This is a genomic window from Indolivaga capnocytophagoides (genome assembly GCF_036511535.1).
GTDB lineage: Bacteria > Bacteroidota > Bacteroidia > Bacteroidales > Dysgonomonadaceae > Dysgonomonas_A > Dysgonomonas_A capnocytophagoides.
Genome location: NZ_AP028867.1, coordinates 2,446,203 through 2,465,571 on the forward strand (window position 1 = coordinate 2,446,203; position 19,369 = coordinate 2,465,571).

The window sequence follows — 19,369 nt, forward strand, 5'->3', positions numbered from 1 at the left end:
AAAACATAGCAAATCACAGAAAAACGCACAATTTTAGCCTTATTTTCTAAAAATCAACTAAGTAAAGCAAAGAAAAACGCAGAATAATAATCGTTACCTTTTGGGAGATATACTACAAGATGCAATTCTGAGAAAATTGCAGAATTTTAATTTCCATCTTTTTATATAAGAAAAGTCCAAAACACAGTGGATAGAAGAATTTGAAATATAAGTATTCGTATTTTTTGTTTACATCCTCTACTTAAAACAGAAAGAAATAAAACATGGCCAAATACTTCAAATTCGTTTGTGCCCAAACCATTAATTCACAGTAAATATTATAGAGTCGTTACAAGGAGAAATCTATAGATGAAAAAAGAACATGCCAAACCAAATTAAGTCACTCTTTTTAAGAATTGATTTGATTAGTAAAATATAAGTAAATTATTATTTTATTATATGCAAAAGAAGGATCATCGAACATAGTCCAAATATTTCATTTTTTTTAATCTTGTACTTTTTAAGTTAGTATTGAAAAACTATTTTTGATCATTTGCTGAATAAGTATGATATTTCGTCTTTTCTTTTTTCAACCCATTGCTTTAATTCTTCAATACCCTTTACCATTTCTTGCAGATCTTGATGTGATGGTGTACGATATCCGAAACCGTCAATGGAACAGATTGCTTCAAACTTACCCACAAAAATTGCTGTTTGTTTTATCGATTCAGGAAGTTCGGAATCAAAGTCTAATGCCTCTTTATACATGGCTAATGGCATGTGATGAGAAGCATTCCAATCATAACGAGCTAGAAGCGCAACAAAATATTTTTCGGTGCTCATTATAGCCAGATTATACAAAAAGTCATTATCAAAACGGGGCTTTGGGGTATTGATGCTTTTTGCCAACATTGAATAATAAGAGTTTGCATATTCTAAACTTGTACATAATACAGCGTACAAATCTTTTTCCGGAATTATTAAATCTGTACTCATTCTTTATTTTTATTTAAATTGATTGATGATGATCTGATTTAGAGTAAATTCTTTCGCCAATAGTACATAGATGGCTCTGCTTCGGCAAATCCTATTTTTTTATATAAATTTTGAGCGACCAAATTATCATTTCGAACTTCTAATGTAATTCTACTACATTTTTTATCGTTTGCTATATTTATGATTTCCTTCAATAATAAGCATCCAATATCTTTACCTCTATATGCCGGTAATACTATCAGATCATGAATATTAATCATAGGGCTAACTGTAAATGTGGAAAAATTTTGAAATGCGACTAATAATCCACAAAATATATCTTCGCACATAGCTAATAATACAATTGAGGTTGGATGTTGATTTAAGCCATCAACTAATCTCAATTGCTTTAACTTATTCAGTGCATCACCGCCACCCATATTATCAGCAATGTATGCATTCATTAAATCACCTAACGCATTCAAATGATCAGTATTTGTATAGTCACAACTAACTATGTTTATATTAACTGGCTTCATCCGTAAGATTTTTATAGTCCTGTATCTGAATATTATATTTATTGATTCTTAATCCCATTATACGCTCTGTTACTCCTAATTGGCTAGAGGCCTTAACAATACTTCCGCGTGCAGCTATTAAAGTATCTATAATTAGTTGCTTTTCAACTCGCTCTAAAATGCTGTTTAATGTTCCTTTATCTACAGTATCAGAGGAAACTCCGGTCTGTAATGTGGGGGGTAAATTATACGAGTGTATAACTCCGTCCATAGTCAATATCATAGCTCGTTCTATAACATTTTCCAGTTCCCGAATATTACCCGGCCATGAGTACATCATTAGCATGTCTAACGCGCCTCCTGTTATACGTTTTACATTTGTCTTATTAATCTTGTTTAATTTTGCAATAAAATGATCCGTTAATATAGGTATGTCAGCTCGTCTTTCTCTCAATGACGGCACGTAGATCGGAAATACATTTATTCGATAATAAAAATCTTCCCGAAAAGTATCCTGCTTGATCATTTCTTCCAGATTTCTATTTGTTGCTGTTATTATCCGTACATTTATATTTATTGTTTTAGTTCCTCCAACTCTTTCTATTTGCCGTTGCTGTATTACTCTTAATAGCTTTACTTGTATTGAAAGCGGAACATCTCCTATTTCATCTAAAAATATTGTACCTCCGTTAGCCATTTCAAAACGTCCCATATGTGACGCATTAGCTCCTGTGAAAGAACCTTTTTCGTGGCCGAACAATTCACTTTCTATGAGGTTTTCTGGAAGAGCAGAACAATTTACTTTGATAAAAGGCTTAGAAGCTCTTTCACTGGCATTGTGTATAGCTTCAGCTATTAGTTCTTTACCAACTCCACTTTCACCTCTAATCATAACTGTACTGTTGGTTGGTGCAACTCTATTTATAAGGTTATATAAATCATTCATCAAAGATGAATTACCAACAATATTATCGGGCTTTACATAGTTTTCTTTTCTGAGTTTTATATTTTCTTTTCGTAACTCTTCTAATTCTTCTATGTGCTTACGTCTTATTGATACATTCTTTCCTATTAGCATACCCACAATATTCAGGAATTTTATTTCTGCTGAGAAATCTACAATACCTTGATGAGCCTTATGAATACTCAATGTTCCAGTTATTTCATTCTTCAGAATGATAGGAACACAAAGAAATGCCATCATCTGATTGTTATTTCTTTTTATTCCTGTTTTATTTAAAAATTTAGAGTTTTTAGAAATATCTTTTATAACAACAGGTGTTTCGGTCTGAACTACCTCTCCGATAATACCTTCTCCTATTTTGTATACTCCTCTGCTTTTCTCCTCTTTAGTTAAGCCATGAGCTGCACTAATCATAATTTTATCATAATTTCGATCAACTATTGTTATCATGCTGTATTGTGCATCTAAAAAGTCGCACAAATCATTTAATACCAATTCCAGATCTTTATATATATCCTGACTATGACCAATCGCATTGCTTATATTAACCAAAAACGTTAAATCAGTTTCAGCATAGCAGCTACGTTTCATTTTATCGCAATACATATTTTTCCCATTTTAACACAGTAAACACAAAACGACTTTATGAAGCAAAAATAGTTATTATTTATACACATCTACCGTTTTATTCAACTTTAAATATCTTAATGATATGCATTTCTGATTAATTTAATCATATTGACATTGCAATCCTATTTTAAAGCCCAATATGCTGCTATAATCTCTGTACCATATATATTTCGCCGATAAGTCTGTGCCATTTGATGAATTATTGCCATTAGCCTATCGATCTTAGTATTATCTATTGCAACATGTTGTTTGTCTAAAAAATCGATAACAGCTCCTTTACCTGAATGTTTTCCAAAAAGATTTCTGGAACTTTCTCTACCGATGAGTTCTCCATTGAATGCTTGAAAAGCATTTATATCCATTAAAGAGCTTTTAGCATGAATACCTGATTCATGGCTAAAAGCCATATTACCGGAAATAGCTTTCCCTACAGATATTGGACGTTTTGATACTATGGATACGTACTCACATAATGAGTACAATGTTGAAGTTGAGTACTTATTTTGTTTTTCTGTTAACAACATGGTCATAATAACCTCTTCCAAAGCCGAATTACCAGCCCGTTCGCCCAATCCATTAACAGTTACACTCAATGTCGATGCTCCGGATTGCCATGCAGTAATAGCATTCGCTGTTGCCATACCTAAGTCATTATGTCCATGAAAGTCTATATTCAGATGAGGATATAGATTCAATATTTTTTTTATCAAATCCATAATTCCCAAAGGAGTGAAAATTCCCACTGTATCGGCAAGCCGTATCCGACTGACACTTAATTCTTCGGCTATACCTATAAACTCAAATAATCTTTCTATTCCACATCGGCTTGCATCCTGAGCTCCTACGCTCACATAGTCGAAATAATATTTAGCTACTTCAACCATCTCAGGAAGGCTGTCTCTCATCATTGTCCAGTCTTTATTCATACTTGTTAACTGAATGTCTGATAACGGAAATGCGATATGTATACCTTGAGCTCCGGTCTTGGCTGCAGACAAGATATCTTGTTTTATGGCACGGCTCCATACCGAAATACGAGCATTTAAATTCATATCTGCAATTTTGCGGATTATGTGGCATTCATCTTCACCCATAGCAGGTGTCCCGGCTTCTATTTCATCAACACCAACCTCATCCAACATTTGAGCTATATGAATCTTTTCTTGTTCTGAAAATACAACACCTGGGGCTTGTTCTCCATCTCGAAGTGTAGAATCTATAATATGAATATTTTTCATCGCTTCCATAGAGTGTATTTTATTTAATCCTAAAAATTAATCTGTAATCAAATATTCATTTACAGCTTTGTCTTCTTCTAGTGCATCTAATATTTCATCTAATTTATCTTCAGTCACACCTCCATACCAAAAATTATTGGGCTGAATTACCACTACCGGCCCCTGACTGCAAACACTCAGACAAGCGGTGGTGGTAACAACTGCATTAATACCCCTATCTGAGCACTCTTCGGAAATATATTGTACAAAAGATGTTGCACCTTGCTTATTACAGAATCCTTGTGCATCACCGGCAACTCTATAAGAATTACAGACCATTATCATATAATCAGGTTTTTTCATATATTTTTCTATTTTAGTTTTTTAATTGTAATTGCATTTTGATTAGTAGTGCTTTATCCACAGCCGCTTCCGGTACCTCGGCATGTCTCTCCACATTTAGTATATTCGCTTCTACATAGCGTCTTTATTGGCAGATTTAGGTAAATGGCATCCAGACCTGAGTCTATCAGACCATTCATTTGGATCACCTTTACTCCATTTTCCTGCATTACCTTCATAGGAGTTTCGCCTATCCCTGCAACAAGTATTGCCTGACAATCCATCAATGTCTTTTCTGCTAGTTCCTTCCAGCGGCTCATTCCGGTTCCTTCGGGGGGAGTATTTCGAGTCTCTACAAAATGATATCCGTTTTTAGATTGTTCGAATATGTATACCTTACGGGCTTCACCCAAATGCATATTTACTAATAATCCTTCGTTACTGGCAACGGCTACTCGCTCACGACCTTTTCCTTTATTGACGACCAAGGATGAAAACTGACCTATCATATTCATTGCCTCTGCATTATCGTGTCCCAACAATCCGGCAGCATCCGCTCTGCAACGAGCGCAATGTGCCATTGGCTTAATATATTTAGAAATACGAGCTTTTATGTCCTTCATCACCTCTTTCGATGGTTCCTTTAAAATTTCGAATTCAGTATTTTCTGTTGGATACATTGGAATGCAATTCATTGTATCAGCACCTAATTCAGCAACCTTTTTAGCCAAGTCCTCTATTTCGTGGTCATTAATCCCCGGGCATATAACCGTATTTATCTTTACTGTTATATTTTTTTCTTTCAACTTTTGTATACAATAAAGTTGCTGTTCCAACAATACTTTACCTCCTTCTTCACCTCTGTATACACGTCTTTTGTAGCGTACCCAACGATATATTTTAGCCAGTGTTTGCGGGTTCAGCGAGTTTACGGTTATCGTTACATGAGACACTCCTATTTCGGCTATTTCATCGATGTATGGAGCCAAGTCTAATCCATTGGATGATAGACAAAATATAAGATCAGGAAACTCTTTTTGAGCCAACCTCATTGTTTGCAATGTTTCTTCAGCATTAGCAAACGGATCGCCCGGACCTGCTATGCCAACGACACTGATATTAGGTATTTTCTCGGATAATGCTTTCATATAGTGCACCGATTGCAATGGAGACAGTACTGTACTTGTCACACCCGGGCGACTTTCGTTACAACAATCGTACTTGCGGTTGCAATAATTACACTGTATATTACACTTGGGTGCTACTGGCAAGTGTACTCTTGCATATTTATGTTTTGCTTCAGCATTAAAACATGGATGTTGGGATAAATCTTTCATAATGTTTCCTCCTTTTATTTATTACATATACTTATACCCAACGGGTGATTTTCGTTGTTTATCTTCTAATAATGTATTTACAATTTGCTCAAACAAAACGGTTGTTCCTTCGTATCCTAAAGTTTTAGTATGTTGGGCTCCAATGCGGTCATGGATTGGAAAACCGACTCTAACAATAGGGATATCCATTTTGCGGGCAATATAGTATCCCTTACTGTTTCCTAATATTAAATCAGGCTGTAGATCTTTCATTACCTCTTCCATTCTTTCGAAGCTCATACCCTGACCTACAATTATATCTTCATCGTACAGCTCACCTAATGTTTGTTTGAGTGTTTCGCGCAGTTTTCCACTTTCGCCACCTGTTGCACATAATATTGGTTTTATCCCGATCTCAGAGGTAAAGGCTGCAAGAGCTACAACCAAATCTTCTTCTCCGTAAATGATCGCTTTTTTGCCTGAAACATATTTATGTCCATCGATATATAAATCAACTAAGCGACCTCGTTGTTTTTGATACTTCTCTGGAATAGGGTTGTCAGATATAGTGGCTAAGAGATTGAAAAACTTATCAGACTCAATTATTCCTATTGGTAAACCCGTTTTACGGCAAACGACATCGAATTCTGTCTGTAAATAATCTCCTGCCGATTGAGCTATTGCATTATTTTTTATTTTACCATTCTTACCTCCCGAATTTAAGATGTACCCCAATTCAATAGAAACCGATGCAAGGGCACTCTTTCTCAAAGCAGCGATTGTGGTTCCTCCTTGTGCTATACGATGATATGTATCCCATGAAGTACTATCCAATGTGTCGGAATAATCAGGAAACAGCATCGTGTCGAGTTCAAAATCCTGCACTATTTCTTTCAAATGGCGAATATCTTCGGGCGATATAAAATTGCTAAACAAATTGATGTGAGATCCTACGGTTCCCCGTCCATCAGCCAAAGCTTTTACAGTTGCATATACAGCTTCGTGGAATCCTTCATAATGTGTTCCCTGATAACTAGGGGTAGAAGCAAAAATCATTTCAGGAAGATTATCTGTATCGTTATGAATACTTTTATATTCATTTATCAAACGCTGAACATCTTCTCCTATCGTTTCACTTAAACAAGTACTTGCAATGGCTATCACTGCCGGATGATATTGACTGATGATATTATCAATTCCTGTATTAAAGTTCTTATTTCCTCCAAAAATGGTTGTTTCTTCACTAAAATTGGAAGATGCAATATCCATCGGTTCACGAAAATGGCTTATCAAATAGCGTCTTATATAAGTCGCACAACCTTGCGAACCGTGAAGCATAGGCAATACTCCCTCAATTCCTTTAAAGGCAACACATGCGCCCAGTGGGGTACATTGTTTGCAGGCATTACAGGAGGAAGAGAAGCTATCGCCGGAAGGCATATCTTTTGTTCTATTTGATTCTGCAAGATTCATATTCTTATATTTTGAGTTGATCAATATTAAATAAAGAAAGAATTTGATCTGTAATGTTTTAGAATGACCGTTTTACAAACTGCCAGACGGGACTGCTTACTGTTTCATATATCTCTTTGGCAAAATTGAGCATACCTTCATATCCGGCTAAGGCCAATTTTCGTTCATGGTTATGATCGCAAAAGCCTATGCCCAATTTATATGCTATTGGGCGCTCCTTCACACCTCCGATAAATAGGTCAGCACCTGTTTGTTTCACAAACTCGGATAACTCTACGGGGTTAGAGTCATCAACCAATATACAGCCATCATCGCAGATAGCTTCTAATAACTTGTAATCCTCTGTATTTCCGGTTTGTGTACCAGCTATTACAGTTTTCACACCTATAAGACGCAATGCCTTAACTAATGATATAGCTTTGAATGCACCTCCCACGTAGATAGCTGCTTTCTTACCTTGTAAAGCTACACGGTAGGGCTCCAGTGCAGGAAGAAGTTTAGATAATTCTTCTTTTACCAGATCTCGAGCTTTATCCATTGTCTCTTCGCTTTTAAAGAATTTGGCAACCTCATAAAGTGCGTCAGACATATCTTCAATACCGAAGTAAGAAACCTTCATAAATGGAATCCCATAGTCTTCCTTCATCGTCTTAGCTAAATGCATCATTGACCCGGAGCATTGAACCACATTTAAGGATGCCCTGTGAGCATTCTGAATATCTTTTACTCTGCCATCACCTGTTATAGAGGCTAGTATCTGAATACCCATTCTTTTATAATACTCTGTTAGCATCCAAAGCTCTCCGGCCAGATTAAAGTCTCCAAGTATATTTATACTCATCGTCGATATTTCTTTCGAATTGTCAGTTCCGATAAGGCTTGCCATAGCATCACAGGCTATTTTATAACCATCTTTTTTTGAGCCTTGAAAACCTTCAGCCATCACAGCTATTACGGGGATATCTTTTTCTCTAGCCACCCGCTTGCATACAGATTGTACGTCATCTCCGATAACCCCGACAATACATGTCGAATATACAAATGCGGCTTTAGGGTGGTGCTTATCGATAAGCTCATGAAGGGCTTGATATAATTGCTTTTCTCCGCCAAAGATTACATGCTTTTCTCGCAAATCTGTAGAAAAACTGCTGCGATGGAGTTCTGGTCCTGAAGACATAGCGCCTCTTATGTCCCATGTGTATGATGCACAACCGATAGGACCATGTACCAAATGCAGGGCATCCGCTATTGGGTACAATACCACACGAGAACCACAAAAGACGCAGGCTCTTTGGCTGACAGATCCCGCCAAGCTGGGCTTACCTCCAACCAAACTTTGAGAATTTCCACCTTTGGTGAAAATCTGTTTTTCTCTATCTTTTAAAAAGCCTGCCATTTTCTTATTATTTCTATTTGTTACATTTGGAACTCTACCTTTTCTTCGGGACAAGTTCTATCTTGATGATCTAAGAATTTTTCCAAAATACTTATTGCAATATTAGTAGCTCCAATATACCCTGTGTGCGGAAAGAAATTGTGACCAGGACGGTCTACGACTGGAAAACCCATACGTATGAATGGAATATTCTCATCACGAGCAATGTATTTTCCATATGAGTTGCCTATAAGCAGATCTACCGGTTCTTGTTTGATCCATTGATGTAATTGGAACATATCAGCTCGTTCACCACTTTTGAATTTGGCTTCCGGTATATCTTTCAATATATTCGTCATTTCTTCATCGAAGTGCTTGCCGGGAGTTCCTGTAACAATATAGACAGGCTTCATATCCAATGTTACCAAAAACTCAGTAAGAGGAATCAATGTGTCAGGGTCTCCAAAAAGAGCAACCCGCTTACCCCAGAAATATTTAGAATTATCTGCAATAAGATCTATTAATCGCCCTCGCTCTTCAGTCAACGCATCGGGAACAGGAAGATTGGCATGACGGCTAAGAGAAGTAATAAATCGGTCGGTCGCTTTCAATCCGATAGGAATTTCTATAGCTTCAAATTTGACCTTGCATTTATTTTCCAATTTAATACAGGCATCTTCTGTCGAATAAGCTCCCAGACCAATAGAAAACTTACTGTCGCCGGTCGCTATCATATCCGATTGAGTCGTACCTCCGCTAGGATACATCTCATATTTTCCTGTTAGAGGCGCATCCAAAACACCTGACATATCCGGAAACATTATTGTACGGGCTTCCATAACTGCTGCTATCCGTTTTATTTCGCGCATATCAGAAGGTTCCATCCATCCAGCAATAAGATTTACTACATTTTTCTTCTTGGGGGTAGCCGTTGAATAGAATTTGACAAATGCAGCCAATTGATTGGAATATCCTGTAACATGTGTTCCAACATAACTGGGAGTATTACAATAAATAACTTTTTTCCCATCTGGTATTTTCCCGTCCTCATTCGCTTTCGATATAATCTGAGTCATATCATCGCCAATAGTTTCAGATAAACAGGTTGTATGTACAGCAATAACATCGGGTTCATATACTGTAAATATTGTTTCGATTGCAGCCACAAGATTGGATGACCCCCCAAATACCGAAGAACCTTCTGAAAAAGAACTCGTTGCAGCCATAACCGGTTCTTTGAAGTGTCGGGTTAAAGCACTTCTGTGATAAGAGCAACATCCTTGCGAACCATGGCTATGAGGCAGGCATCCATGTAATCCTAATGCAGCATACATCGCACCAACCGGCTGGCATGTTTTTGCCGGATTAATGGTCAAGGCCTTTCGATCTATCTCTTTTGCTGTTGTATGACGTAGTAACATAATTTTTATTTTTTAGTTGTTCATAATAGTTTAGCAAGCATACTGAGCTTCAACATATGCATCGCTCTCCCAAGGTGCTTTTATTTCCTTCCAGATATTTGCACCTACCATCATTTCGATGTCTTTATAAAAGTTAATAGCACCCTTAAATCCGGCATATGGTCCACCTACATCATAATTGTGAAGTTGCTTCAAAGGAATACCCATTTTCTGGACACAGAATTTTTCTTTTATACCAGCACAGAATACATCCGGATGATACATTTCAATCAGTTTCTCCATCTCATAATGGCTAAGGTCATCTATAACAAGAGTCCCTTTTTCCATCTGATCCATGATTCCTTTATACTCCGTAAATTCAAGTTCTTTGTTTAACTCTTGCAATTCGCTTTCTGTCTTGCGCGGATTGTAACGTGTAGCATCTTTTGTTACGGTTATCTCTTCGATATTGCGACTATCTGCATCAATCTGTATAGTTGGGATTACACGACGTCCTTCATAATCATCGCGGTGCCCGAATTCATATCCGGCTGCAATTGTAGTCATTCCCAATTCTTCAAACAAGTCTTGATAGTGGTGTGCTCGTGATCCTCCGACAAAAAGCATGGATAGTTTTCCCTTGGTTTTCGCATATATCTTCTCCCTTACAGCTTCTACTTCAGCCATTTCTTCAGCTACAACCTCTTCTACTTTATCTATTAATTCCTGATCACCAAAATATTGTGCAATTTTGCGTAACATTTTCGCAGTTGATCGTGCTCCTATCGGTTGAACTTTGATCCAAGGAATACCGAATGCTGTTTCCATCATTTCTGCAACATAGTTGATAGAACGATGACACATAACCATATTCAGATCGGCTGTATGTGCATTTTCGAAACTCTCTATAGTCGAGTTTCCACTAAACGTAGAAACCAAGTTTATGCCACATTTTTCAAATACTCTTTCTAATTCGAAAGCATCGCCACCGATGTTATATTCACCCAACAAATTGACGCGATATTTAAGACTTCCTCTTACTTCGTCATCACGACCTATCAGGTTTTTAAATAATCCATTGTTCGCAATGTGGTGGCCGGCAGACTGAGATACTCCTCGATAACCCTCACAAGAAAAGCCGAAAATATTTATGTCTCCACCTATCTCTTCCATCATGTGTCGTGCTACACGGTGTACATCATCACCAATCAATCCGACCGGACATGTTGAAAATATAGCAATTGCTTTCGGATGAAATAATTCGTAAGCTTCGCGAATAGCCTGCTTTAACTTATCTTCTCCCCCGAATACAATATTTTTATCTTGCATATCGGTTGAAAAACAATAGGGTATAAAGTTTGCTTCTTCATCTGTTGTCGGTTTTGTCTGATTACGTCTTGTTAGCCATGAGTAAAATCCACATCCGATAGGGCCGTGTGTAATGTTTACGATATCACGGGTTGGCCCCAATACTACGCCCTTACATCCGGCATATGTACATCCCCGTTGAGTTATGATACCGGGTATAGTACGTACGTTTGCTTGAATTTCAGGTGTTTGTTCAGTATCACTGAGTATAATTGACTTGGCTCTTTTTTTACCGACCTTTTTGGGATATTTAGTTATCACCTCATCTTTAAAAGTTTGTAAATCGGCAATTATACCATCTTTGATTTTATCTTTATCGTCTACCATAATTTCTTTTGATTATAGATATTTCCTTCGATCCTATTTATTGTTTAATCCAATGTTGCATCACCAGCTTCACCCGTATGTACACTGTATGAACCCAATGCATTTAAAACAAAGACTTTTCCATCACCCGATTTCCCTGTTTGGTTTGCTTTCAGAATGGTTTCTATAGCCAACTCTTTTTTTTCATCGGTAACTACAAGTGTTATCATTCGTTTTGACTTCAAACGAGGTACCTCAGGGATAAATTCCAAGGCATCTTTCAGATCTTCCGGTGCGGCATCGTTGTGCTTAGATATTGCTTTTATCTTTTCCAAATCGCCATGTCCTTGGCCTCTTCCTAAAACAGGCATTGCAGTAAAGGACGGTAGCCCCGCAGCAGCTAAAGCCTCTTTAGTCTCACTTATTTTTGCGATTCTTATAATTGCTAAGATTAATTTCATGCTTTTAACGATTTAATTTTATTCTTTCTTACGGCTTGATATGGTGTAAGTTTCCTCTATTGGAGTAATGAATATTTTTCCGTCACCAGCCTGTCCTTTTTCTCCGGAACGGGCAGAGGCTATAATCGTTTCTACGACAAATTCTTTGTCCTTTTCGTTGATTGCAATTATTAGTAAGTCTTTGGGTAATTCATCGTATGTTACATTGCCGACTTTTAGTCCGCGTTGTTTTCCGCGACCGAAAACCGACAACTTCGTAACAGCTGGAAAACCGGCATTAAATAAATCTTTCATAACCACTGGCGATTTCTCCGGACGTACTATGGCTCTTATTAATAACATAAAAAATCCTCCTGATATTTAATGATTGTAAATTGAATAATTTTATGAAAATAGGAATCTATGGAATCTCTGATTAGTTCATAATACCAAATCCGACAAGCAATTCTTCCAGTTCTTCCATTTCAAGAGGTTTGGGTATTACATGCATCTTGTTTCCGTCTATTTTTTTTGCAAGGGTACGGTATTCATCTGCTTGAGGATGCTCCGGTGCATGATCTATAACTGTTTTACGATTGATTTCGGCATGTTGAACCATATTGTCCCGAGGAACAAAATGAATCATTTGTGTTCCAAGTTTTTTAGCAAACTCTTCAATCATATTTGCTTCATTGTCTACTTTACGCGAATTACAAATAAGGCCTCCCAGACGTACATCTCCTACTTTACCGAATTTTGATATAGATTTGCATATATTATTAGCAGCATACATAGCCATCATTTCACCAGAACAAACAATGTACACTTCCTGTGCTTTTCCATCGCGGATAGGCATCGCAAAACCTCCGCATACAACATCTCCCAATACATCATAAAATACATAATCCAGATGTTTGTCATCATCATAAGCACCAAGTTGCTCCAACAAGTTTATGGATGTTATAATACCTCGACCTGCGCAACCTACACCCGGTTCAGGCCCCCCAGACTCTACACAACTTGTTTCTTTAAAACCTTCTTTTAACACATCGTCAAGTTCGACGTCTTCACCCTCATCCCGTAATGTATCCAAAACTGTTTTTTGAGCTAATCCATGAAGCAGCAGACGAGTAGAGTCCGCCTTAGGATCACAGCCAACCACCATTACTTTTTTACCCATTTCGGCTAAGCCGGCTACAGTATTTTGTGTAGTTGTTGATTTGCCAATTCCACCTTTACCATAAATCGCAATCTTTCTCATAACCTTGAATATTATTATATTTATAATAGAAATTTTAGTTTCACGAAAACATATATCCAAAGCATGTGCCATAACATGTTAAACCGTTATACCTTGAATAATATAACGGTTTAATATCCTGATCGATAGATTGATAATCTTTGATCGTTTTGAAATAAAAAATAGCTGATTTTATAAAATGTTCTAAAATGTAAGATTTAAAAGTGAATCCTACATTTTTGTAGGATTCTGCAGCTCACTGATTCTCTCTGTTCCTATGCAAAGGACATGTGTCGCTAGTCTTTTGACTTCTTCTTTATCATGACTTACAATAAGTGTTGTTGAAGCAAATAATTCATGAGCTTTTAGTATTTCAGATTGAAGAGATAATCTCATCGATTCGTCTAAAGAAGATAACGGTTCATCTAGCAAGAGTACATCGGGTTTCCTAGCGATGGAGCGAGCCAAAGCTACTCGTTGTTTTTGTCCTCCTGATAATTTTGATGGCTTGCGCTTGCGCAGCATATCCAGTCCAAAAGTTTCTATTAATTGGTCTGTATACTGTTTATTTTGTCCTTTATCTTGTCCAAAACGTATATTTTCTTCCACCGTCATATTGGGAAAAAGGGCATAATCTTGAAACATAAAGCCAATATTCCTTTTTTGTGGAGAGAGATTGATCTTCTTTGCCGAGTCGAATACTACGTTATCTCCTATAGCGATAACGCCTTTATCAGGCTTTTGTAGTCCTGCAATCATCCGTAACAAGGTTGTCTTTCCTGCACCTGAATGACCAAAAATAGCAACAAGGTCTTTATCTTCTATATTAATATCTATATTTAATGAGCGTTCTCCTTCGGATGTCAACATTTTCCGTTCTATATTTATATAAATCATACCTTTCGCATATATATGGAGGTTTATTCCCCTCCGGTTTTCATCCTGAATCCTTTATTAATACTATAAATGATTGTCAACAACACAAAAGAAGTAACAAACAAGATAAGAGAATATTTATTAGCTACACTATAATTCAAAGTTTGCACCTCATCATAAATTGCAATTGATGCTATTCTTGTTTGTCCCGGAATATTACCCCCAACCATGAGTACAATGCCAAATTCACCTATGCAATGGGCAAATGTGAGAGAAATACCGGTTATTATAGAAGGTTTTATATTGGGTAATAAGACACGGAAGAATGTTGTTATTCTTGATTTACCTAAGATATACGATGCTTCTCTAAAACTTGCAGGCAAACTGGCAAGTCCGCTTTGAAGAGGCTGTATCATAAAAGGTAGTCCGGCTATTACGCTTGCGATCAATATTCCCTCAAAAGAAAAGGCTAATCGGACATCGAAGTATTGCTCAATGAATCGCCCGAATCCATTTTGTGGGCTAAACGCTACTAGCAGATAATATCCTAATACTGTAGGAGGTAATACCATTGGCATACAAATCAAAGCTTCAAAGATCACTTTTATCCGATATCGGGTATAAGCCAATATATATGCAACAGGTAATCCCAAAAGAAAAAGTATGCCTGTTGTTGCTGTCGCTAATTTAGCAGTCAGTAAGAGAGTATCTATAAAATCAGTTTCCATATCTCAATATAATAAGTTCCCTATTGTTCTTAGTGTAACAATAGAGAATTGGTCTGTTACTATTTCTTTAATAAGCCGTATCCATAGCTACTCCAAAGCTTATCGCACTTTCGACTCATCGCATAGTTTATAAACTTCGATGCTTCTGGATTTTTCTCCGAACCCTTTATTAATACATAAGCTTGTTCAATAGGAGGGCAATCCTTTTCATTGAATACATAGTATTTACCTTTATTTCTCATTTCCGGAGCCATAGCCAATGATAGTGCAACAAAACCCAGTTCGGCATTTCCGGAGAAGGCAAACTGTGCTGCCTGACCAATATTGTCGCCCCATACAATCCGGCTGCTTATCTTATCGTATAGTTTCTTTGATTTGAGCAAGTTAACAGCGGATTCTCCATATGGTGCACCCTTGGGATTGGCTATTGCTATTTTCTTTACTGATGACTGAAGTACAGTATTAATCCCTTTAGATACGTCGAGAGTAAGACTCCAAAGAGCTAATTTCCCATATATGTATGTTTTCACTTCACTATTTGCAAAGCCACTCTCTTTCACTTTTTTAGGGAAATCAACATCTGCAGCCATAAAAAGATCAAATGCAGCTCCATTCACTATCTGTTGTGTTAACGTACCGGACGAACCAAATGTGATATCTATTTTAGCTTTTGGATTTTCTTTTTCATATAGTTTTTTTATGTCTTCGAGTACATATCTGAGATTTGCAGCAGCTGCAACTTTAACATTCTGTGCATTTGTATATATAAAGACGGATAGTAGTAATATTACTGTAAATAATAGTCGTTTCATAGTTCTCATTATTTAATTATTAGTATTTTATTTTTTAGAGAAAAAGGTAGGCTTAAATGAAATCATCACATATGCCCAAGTCGGAAATTTAGTATCAATATTCACTTGCTTTTTTACAGTATTGGTCTGATCGGTTTTGAAATAAGCACTCCAACCTCCTTGCAAAGTTATTTCAGGTGAAATAGTATAGTTCGCCGTGATATCTAATTCAGAACCAATATTCTTTTTATCTGTTGAGCTTAATTCTTTAGTCAGAGAAAATGTGTGAAATGTTGCATCAACATTAAATTTTGAATTGGATTTAAATGTAATGCCTGCATACAAATCAGATAACCCTTGAGTTGGTAAAGTAGCCCAATATTCCATTGATCCGTTAAATGAGTGATTCACACCATACAGCTTATTAAAAGTACGGTCTTTCCCTTGTTCCAGATCATATTTTGATCCCGAAAAATAGTCTCCACCCAATGTTATGCTCCACTTATTTGTCATCGAATATTGATTTTTAAGAGCCAATAAATAGCCTCTTAAACTTTTATCTTTGGGGTTGTGTCCAAATTGATAATAGGCTGTTGCATAGAATGAATATGGTATTGTTTTATCTTTAAAACCTAAGTTTCCGCCTACTGTGTTTCGATAACTCAACTTGTTTATCAAATCATTTGTTGTTCCTCGTTGAAAACCATCGTTCACCCATAAAGCTGTGGCATCGAATTTTCCAAAAGATTTAGCTAGCCATATATAAGTCATCATTTTATATGATTTACTTACGGTATAAGCAGATTCATAAAGGACGTCACTTCCATTGTTCCATGCACTTCCAAGATGTGCCTTAGCTCCTGTTTTAGTTTCATACTTCAGTAATAACAGATCGTGGGAATTACCTGTATTACTCCAATTTGCAGCAGAGAAAAGACGTTTGTCGTCATATTCGAGAGACTGGCGTCCCAAGGTCGCCGAAAGTTCAGGAGTAAACATATATGCCCCCCATGCTTCGTAGAGTCCAAGAGAATTATTTGTACTATTAATACCTGTCTGACCATAGGTTCTTGAATCTTGCAATGTAATCTTAGCTTTGATTTTATCATCGCTGTAAGTAACATTTAGCCTCGTCCGAAGAGAACCTATAGTTGCATTATGCAATGTATCTGCTAATGGGCTCTGAAAACCATTCCGATACTCTGCCCGCGTCCGTATTTCTCCGTCAATCTTTACTGATTGCGAATAAACGGGCCCTTGAAGAAAAATTAAGAATAAGCCAAAACAAATTCCTGAATAAAACTTTTTTTTGTCCATAACCTAAATAAATTAAGATAAAATAGATCGATATAAATTGAAAAGAATAACGATTCGTAAAAAAAATCAAATGAAGCATGCCAGTATATCATCTTCCATTTCAGATATATACTTGTTTTGTTCTGAGACCATTCTCTCGAAACTTTCTATTAATTTGAATCCGAAATTTGTAATTACTGCACCACCTCCGTTTGTTCCACCACGTTGACGTGTAACAACAGGTAATGGCGAGATACTATTAAGCTCTTTGATTATAACCCATGCTTGCTGATAAGACATCTTCATATCTTTGGAGGCTCCCAAAATAGATCCCCGACTATTAATTCGCTTCAATAGTTCAATACGTTTCGCATTGAGAAAACAACTTCCATTTTTTTCTATTTCTAGCTTAGATATAATTCGAAAGGGTTGATGCATATCCTATTTCTTTTCAGTATTATATCAGAAATCATGCCATTGGATGTAAGTTTTAGATATACAGCGATATATGATTATATGTATAATGAATCGTTCTCGTAAATCTACATTTATGTAGTCTAATGAGATCGTTTTTACCAAAATGTAGACGGATTAAGTCTTACGAATAAGGCTATTCAGACATTTAATAAACTTAGACAAGCTACTTTGGTGAGTTCAATGAAAAAGCATTCGATATAAAATAACAAAGACAACGGGTTTACTGTTATGCTATTATAATCAATTAAAACTGTAAAATATGAAACTAAGTGCTCGCAATGATTTAAAGGGAACTATTACAGACATCAAGAGAGGAGCTGTAATGGCTAAGGTAACTATTGATTTGGGGAATGGACAAACTATAGTATCAGTTATAACGGTAGATAGTGTGGATGAACTGGAGTTAAAAGTGGGAGATGTTGCTCATGCCATAATAAAGTCTACAGAAGTGCTTATCGGGAAATAAACATTTTTGTAAATAAAACGTCTATTTATAAAATGTGAGGGAGAAGGTTTGTTCTCCCTTATCTTGCTTCATATCGAATTTCCCCTTATTAAGGAGAGTCATTCCATTCAGTTGAGATGAAGTCATTAACTTCTCGAGTATTATCAAACTATTATGTACATCACAATCTAGATTAAAGAAGCATTCTAAGAGGTTTTGATTATTGTCACAAACTTTGATTAGAAAAACACCGTGTTCTGCAAAGAACAAATCTTCATAGGCATACATAACGTCTAAGCCGGTTGCATCTTTAATTATAAAACGAATTTTTTCTATATTGGGTATGATAATGTTTTTGTTTTCTTTTGTATCCATAATAAGTCATTTTTCGGGATATAAATTATATAGCCATTCTATTTGCTTAATTTCTAAGGATTCATTCTCCGTTTGGCATTTAAATAATGATGCACTAATTGCTTCACGAAACTCTTCATCTGTAAATGCAATCTCATAACATGCTAGTATAGTTATCAAATCAGTCTTTGATTTGCAACTGTAACAAGATTTTCTAAAATCATTACTTGATTGAATATACTTTATAAAAGCAAAAGCATTACTAAGAGCCATTTGTTTTTTTATTTTAGTAATAACAAATATTGAGCCAACATTTATATATATATGATAATGAGTCGTGATACTATTTATTGCAGATTAAAACATACAAGAATGTGGAAAATTCTTCAGTAGAGTGGTTATTAAAAATAAACTTATGGATTATGAAAGAAACAATTCTTAGTTTGTAAAATCACCCATTTTTAGGTACCGCTAGAAAATCATTTGATTAAAAATGTATAGAGATATTACAAATCATTTTTATAAATATAATTGATGTTTAATCTTATTTTATATACTTGCAAATATTAAGTCGCTCTTTAGTATAGTTAGAAAATTAAGCAGATCTAATAACCAAACTGGTTTCAAAATCGTTACCTATTGAAAAACGAATATGATGTAATGTACTGTATAATAATCGATAAGGTGTTTTATTATGTCTTCCAGAATGTATAGTAAAGTGACTATCCAAAACATAGCAAATCACAGAGAAATATACGAAAATTGCTTTACACTCTAAAAATCAACTAAGTAAAGCTAAGAAAAACGCAGAGTAATAATCGTTACCTTTTTGAGGATATACAATAAGCAGAAAATCTGA

Annotated in this window: 21 protein-coding genes; 1 reads left to right on the forward strand and 20 read right to left on the reverse strand. The window is 36.1% G+C overall.

Translation table 11 applies throughout. The features are described 5' to 3' along the window. Positions 1 to 528 precede the first annotated feature (528 nt). The 18 genes from AABJ51_RS09815 to AABJ51_RS09900 all read right to left on the reverse strand — a co-directional run bounded on the left by AABJ51_RS09815 (position 529) and on the right by AABJ51_RS09900 (position 17,672). Complete coding sequence (locus tag AABJ51_RS09815) at positions 529 to 975, reverse strand: hypothetical protein (protein ID WP_026626168.1); 447 nt, start codon at positions 973 to 975, stop codon at positions 529 to 531. A 38-nt stretch (positions 976 to 1,013) separates the two neighbouring features. Further along, positions 1,014 to 1,493 carry a GNAT family N-acetyltransferase gene (locus AABJ51_RS09820; RefSeq protein ID WP_338372373.1) on the reverse strand — a complete coding sequence of 160 codons (480 nt, stop codon included), beginning with the start codon at positions 1,491 to 1,493 and terminating at the stop codon, positions 1,014 to 1,016. Beyond that, complete coding sequence (locus tag AABJ51_RS09825; RefSeq protein ID WP_134436243.1) at positions 1,480 to 3,042, reverse strand: sigma-54 interaction domain-containing protein; 1,563 nt, start codon at positions 3,040 to 3,042, stop codon at positions 1,480 to 1,482. The genes AABJ51_RS09820 and AABJ51_RS09825 overlap by 14 nt, the downstream gene beginning before the upstream one ends. Before the next feature lie 146 nt (positions 3,043 to 3,188). Next, positions 3,189 to 4,313, reverse strand: coding sequence for a hydroxymethylglutaryl-CoA lyase-like TIM-barrel protein (locus AABJ51_RS09830; RefSeq protein WP_338372374.1), 1,125 nt, complete (start codon positions 4,311 to 4,313; stop codon positions 3,189 to 3,191). 27 nt (positions 4,314 to 4,340) lie between these two features. After that, a complete protein-coding gene (locus AABJ51_RS09835; protein WP_134436242.1) occupies positions 4,341 to 4,646 on the reverse strand; it encodes a (2Fe-2S) ferredoxin domain-containing protein in 306 nt (101 codons plus the stop codon). 53 nt (positions 4,647 to 4,699) lie between these two features. Next, positions 4,700 to 5,962, reverse strand: coding sequence for a nitrogenase cofactor biosynthesis protein NifB (gene nifB / locus AABJ51_RS09840; protein WP_338372375.1), 1,263 nt, complete (start codon positions 5,960 to 5,962; stop codon positions 4,700 to 4,702). A 21-nt stretch (positions 5,963 to 5,983) separates the two neighbouring features. After that, positions 5,984 to 7,414 carry a nitrogenase component 1 gene (locus AABJ51_RS09845; protein ID WP_338372376.1) on the reverse strand — a complete coding sequence of 477 codons (1,431 nt, stop codon included), beginning with the start codon at positions 7,412 to 7,414 and terminating at the stop codon, positions 5,984 to 5,986. A 58-nt stretch (positions 7,415 to 7,472) separates the two neighbouring features. Beyond that, complete coding sequence (nifE, locus tag AABJ51_RS09850) at positions 7,473 to 8,810, reverse strand: nitrogenase iron-molybdenum cofactor biosynthesis protein NifE (protein WP_338372377.1); 1,338 nt, start codon at positions 8,808 to 8,810, stop codon at positions 7,473 to 7,475. A gap of 20 nt (positions 8,811 to 8,830) precedes the next feature. Further along, on the reverse strand, positions 8,831 to 10,210 hold the full coding sequence (locus AABJ51_RS09855; RefSeq protein WP_338372378.1) for a nitrogenase component 1: 1,380 nt from the start codon (positions 10,208 to 10,210) through the stop codon (positions 8,831 to 8,833). 30 nt (positions 10,211 to 10,240) lie between these two features. After that, complete coding sequence (gene nifD / locus AABJ51_RS09860; RefSeq protein WP_338372379.1) at positions 10,241 to 11,884, reverse strand: nitrogenase molybdenum-iron protein alpha chain; 1,644 nt, start codon at positions 11,882 to 11,884, stop codon at positions 10,241 to 10,243. Between the two features lie 44 nt (positions 11,885 to 11,928). Then, positions 11,929 to 12,324: a P-II family nitrogen regulator gene (locus tag AABJ51_RS09865; protein ID WP_338372380.1), complete on the reverse strand. Its 396-nt coding sequence runs from the start codon at positions 12,322 to 12,324 to the stop codon at positions 11,929 to 11,931. Positions 12,325 to 12,342: 18 nt separating this feature from the next. After that, complete coding sequence (locus AABJ51_RS09870) at positions 12,343 to 12,666, reverse strand: P-II family nitrogen regulator (protein ID WP_006798145.1); 324 nt, start codon at positions 12,664 to 12,666, stop codon at positions 12,343 to 12,345. 73 nt (positions 12,667 to 12,739) lie between these two features. Beyond that, positions 12,740 to 13,564 carry a nitrogenase iron protein gene (gene nifH / locus AABJ51_RS09875; protein WP_026626156.1) on the reverse strand — a complete coding sequence of 275 codons (825 nt, stop codon included), beginning with the start codon at positions 13,562 to 13,564 and terminating at the stop codon, positions 12,740 to 12,742. Positions 13,565 to 13,774: 210 nt separating this feature from the next. Continuing rightward, entirely contained in the window at positions 13,775 to 14,440 is a 666-nt protein-coding gene (locus AABJ51_RS09880; protein ID WP_338372381.1) for a sulfate/molybdate ABC transporter ATP-binding protein, read from the reverse strand. Positions 14,441 to 14,463: 23 nt separating this feature from the next. After that, the gene (gene modB, locus AABJ51_RS09885; protein WP_338372382.1) at positions 14,464 to 15,147 is read right to left on the reverse strand and encodes a molybdate ABC transporter permease subunit; all 684 of its coding nucleotides are present in this window, start codon (positions 15,145 to 15,147) and stop codon (positions 14,464 to 14,466) included. A 59-nt stretch (positions 15,148 to 15,206) separates the two neighbouring features. Continuing rightward, the gene (modA, locus tag AABJ51_RS09890; protein ID WP_338372383.1) at positions 15,207 to 15,959 is read right to left on the reverse strand and encodes a molybdate ABC transporter substrate-binding protein; all 753 of its coding nucleotides are present in this window, start codon (positions 15,957 to 15,959) and stop codon (positions 15,207 to 15,209) included. Positions 15,960 to 15,986: 27 nt separating this feature from the next. Further along, on the reverse strand, positions 15,987 to 17,255 hold the full coding sequence (locus AABJ51_RS09895) for an alginate export family protein (RefSeq protein ID WP_338372384.1): 1,269 nt from the start codon (positions 17,253 to 17,255) through the stop codon (positions 15,987 to 15,989). A gap of 66 nt (positions 17,256 to 17,321) precedes the next feature. Continuing rightward, the gene (locus tag AABJ51_RS09900; protein WP_135107390.1) at positions 17,322 to 17,672 is read right to left on the reverse strand and encodes a winged helix-turn-helix domain-containing protein; all 351 of its coding nucleotides are present in this window, start codon (positions 17,670 to 17,672) and stop codon (positions 17,322 to 17,324) included. Positions 17,673 to 17,970: 298 nt separating this feature from the next. Between AABJ51_RS09900 and AABJ51_RS09905 the strand changes: the two genes are divergently transcribed. After that, positions 17,971 to 18,177 (forward strand): TOBE domain-containing protein, encoded by a 207-nt coding sequence (locus tag AABJ51_RS09905; RefSeq protein ID WP_006798152.1) that lies wholly within the window; start codon positions 17,971 to 17,973, stop codon positions 18,175 to 18,177. A 21-nt stretch (positions 18,178 to 18,198) separates the two neighbouring features. Here the strand turns inward: AABJ51_RS09905 and AABJ51_RS09910 are convergent, their stop codons facing one another. After that, complete coding sequence (locus AABJ51_RS09910; protein ID WP_321577274.1) at positions 18,199 to 18,531, reverse strand: LURP-one-related/scramblase family protein; 333 nt, start codon at positions 18,529 to 18,531, stop codon at positions 18,199 to 18,201. 6 nt (positions 18,532 to 18,537) lie between these two features. Beyond that, on the reverse strand, positions 18,538 to 18,783 hold the full coding sequence (locus AABJ51_RS09915) for a hypothetical protein (protein ID WP_026626151.1): 246 nt from the start codon (positions 18,781 to 18,783) through the stop codon (positions 18,538 to 18,540). Between the last annotated feature and the right edge of the window lie 586 nt (positions 18,784 to 19,369).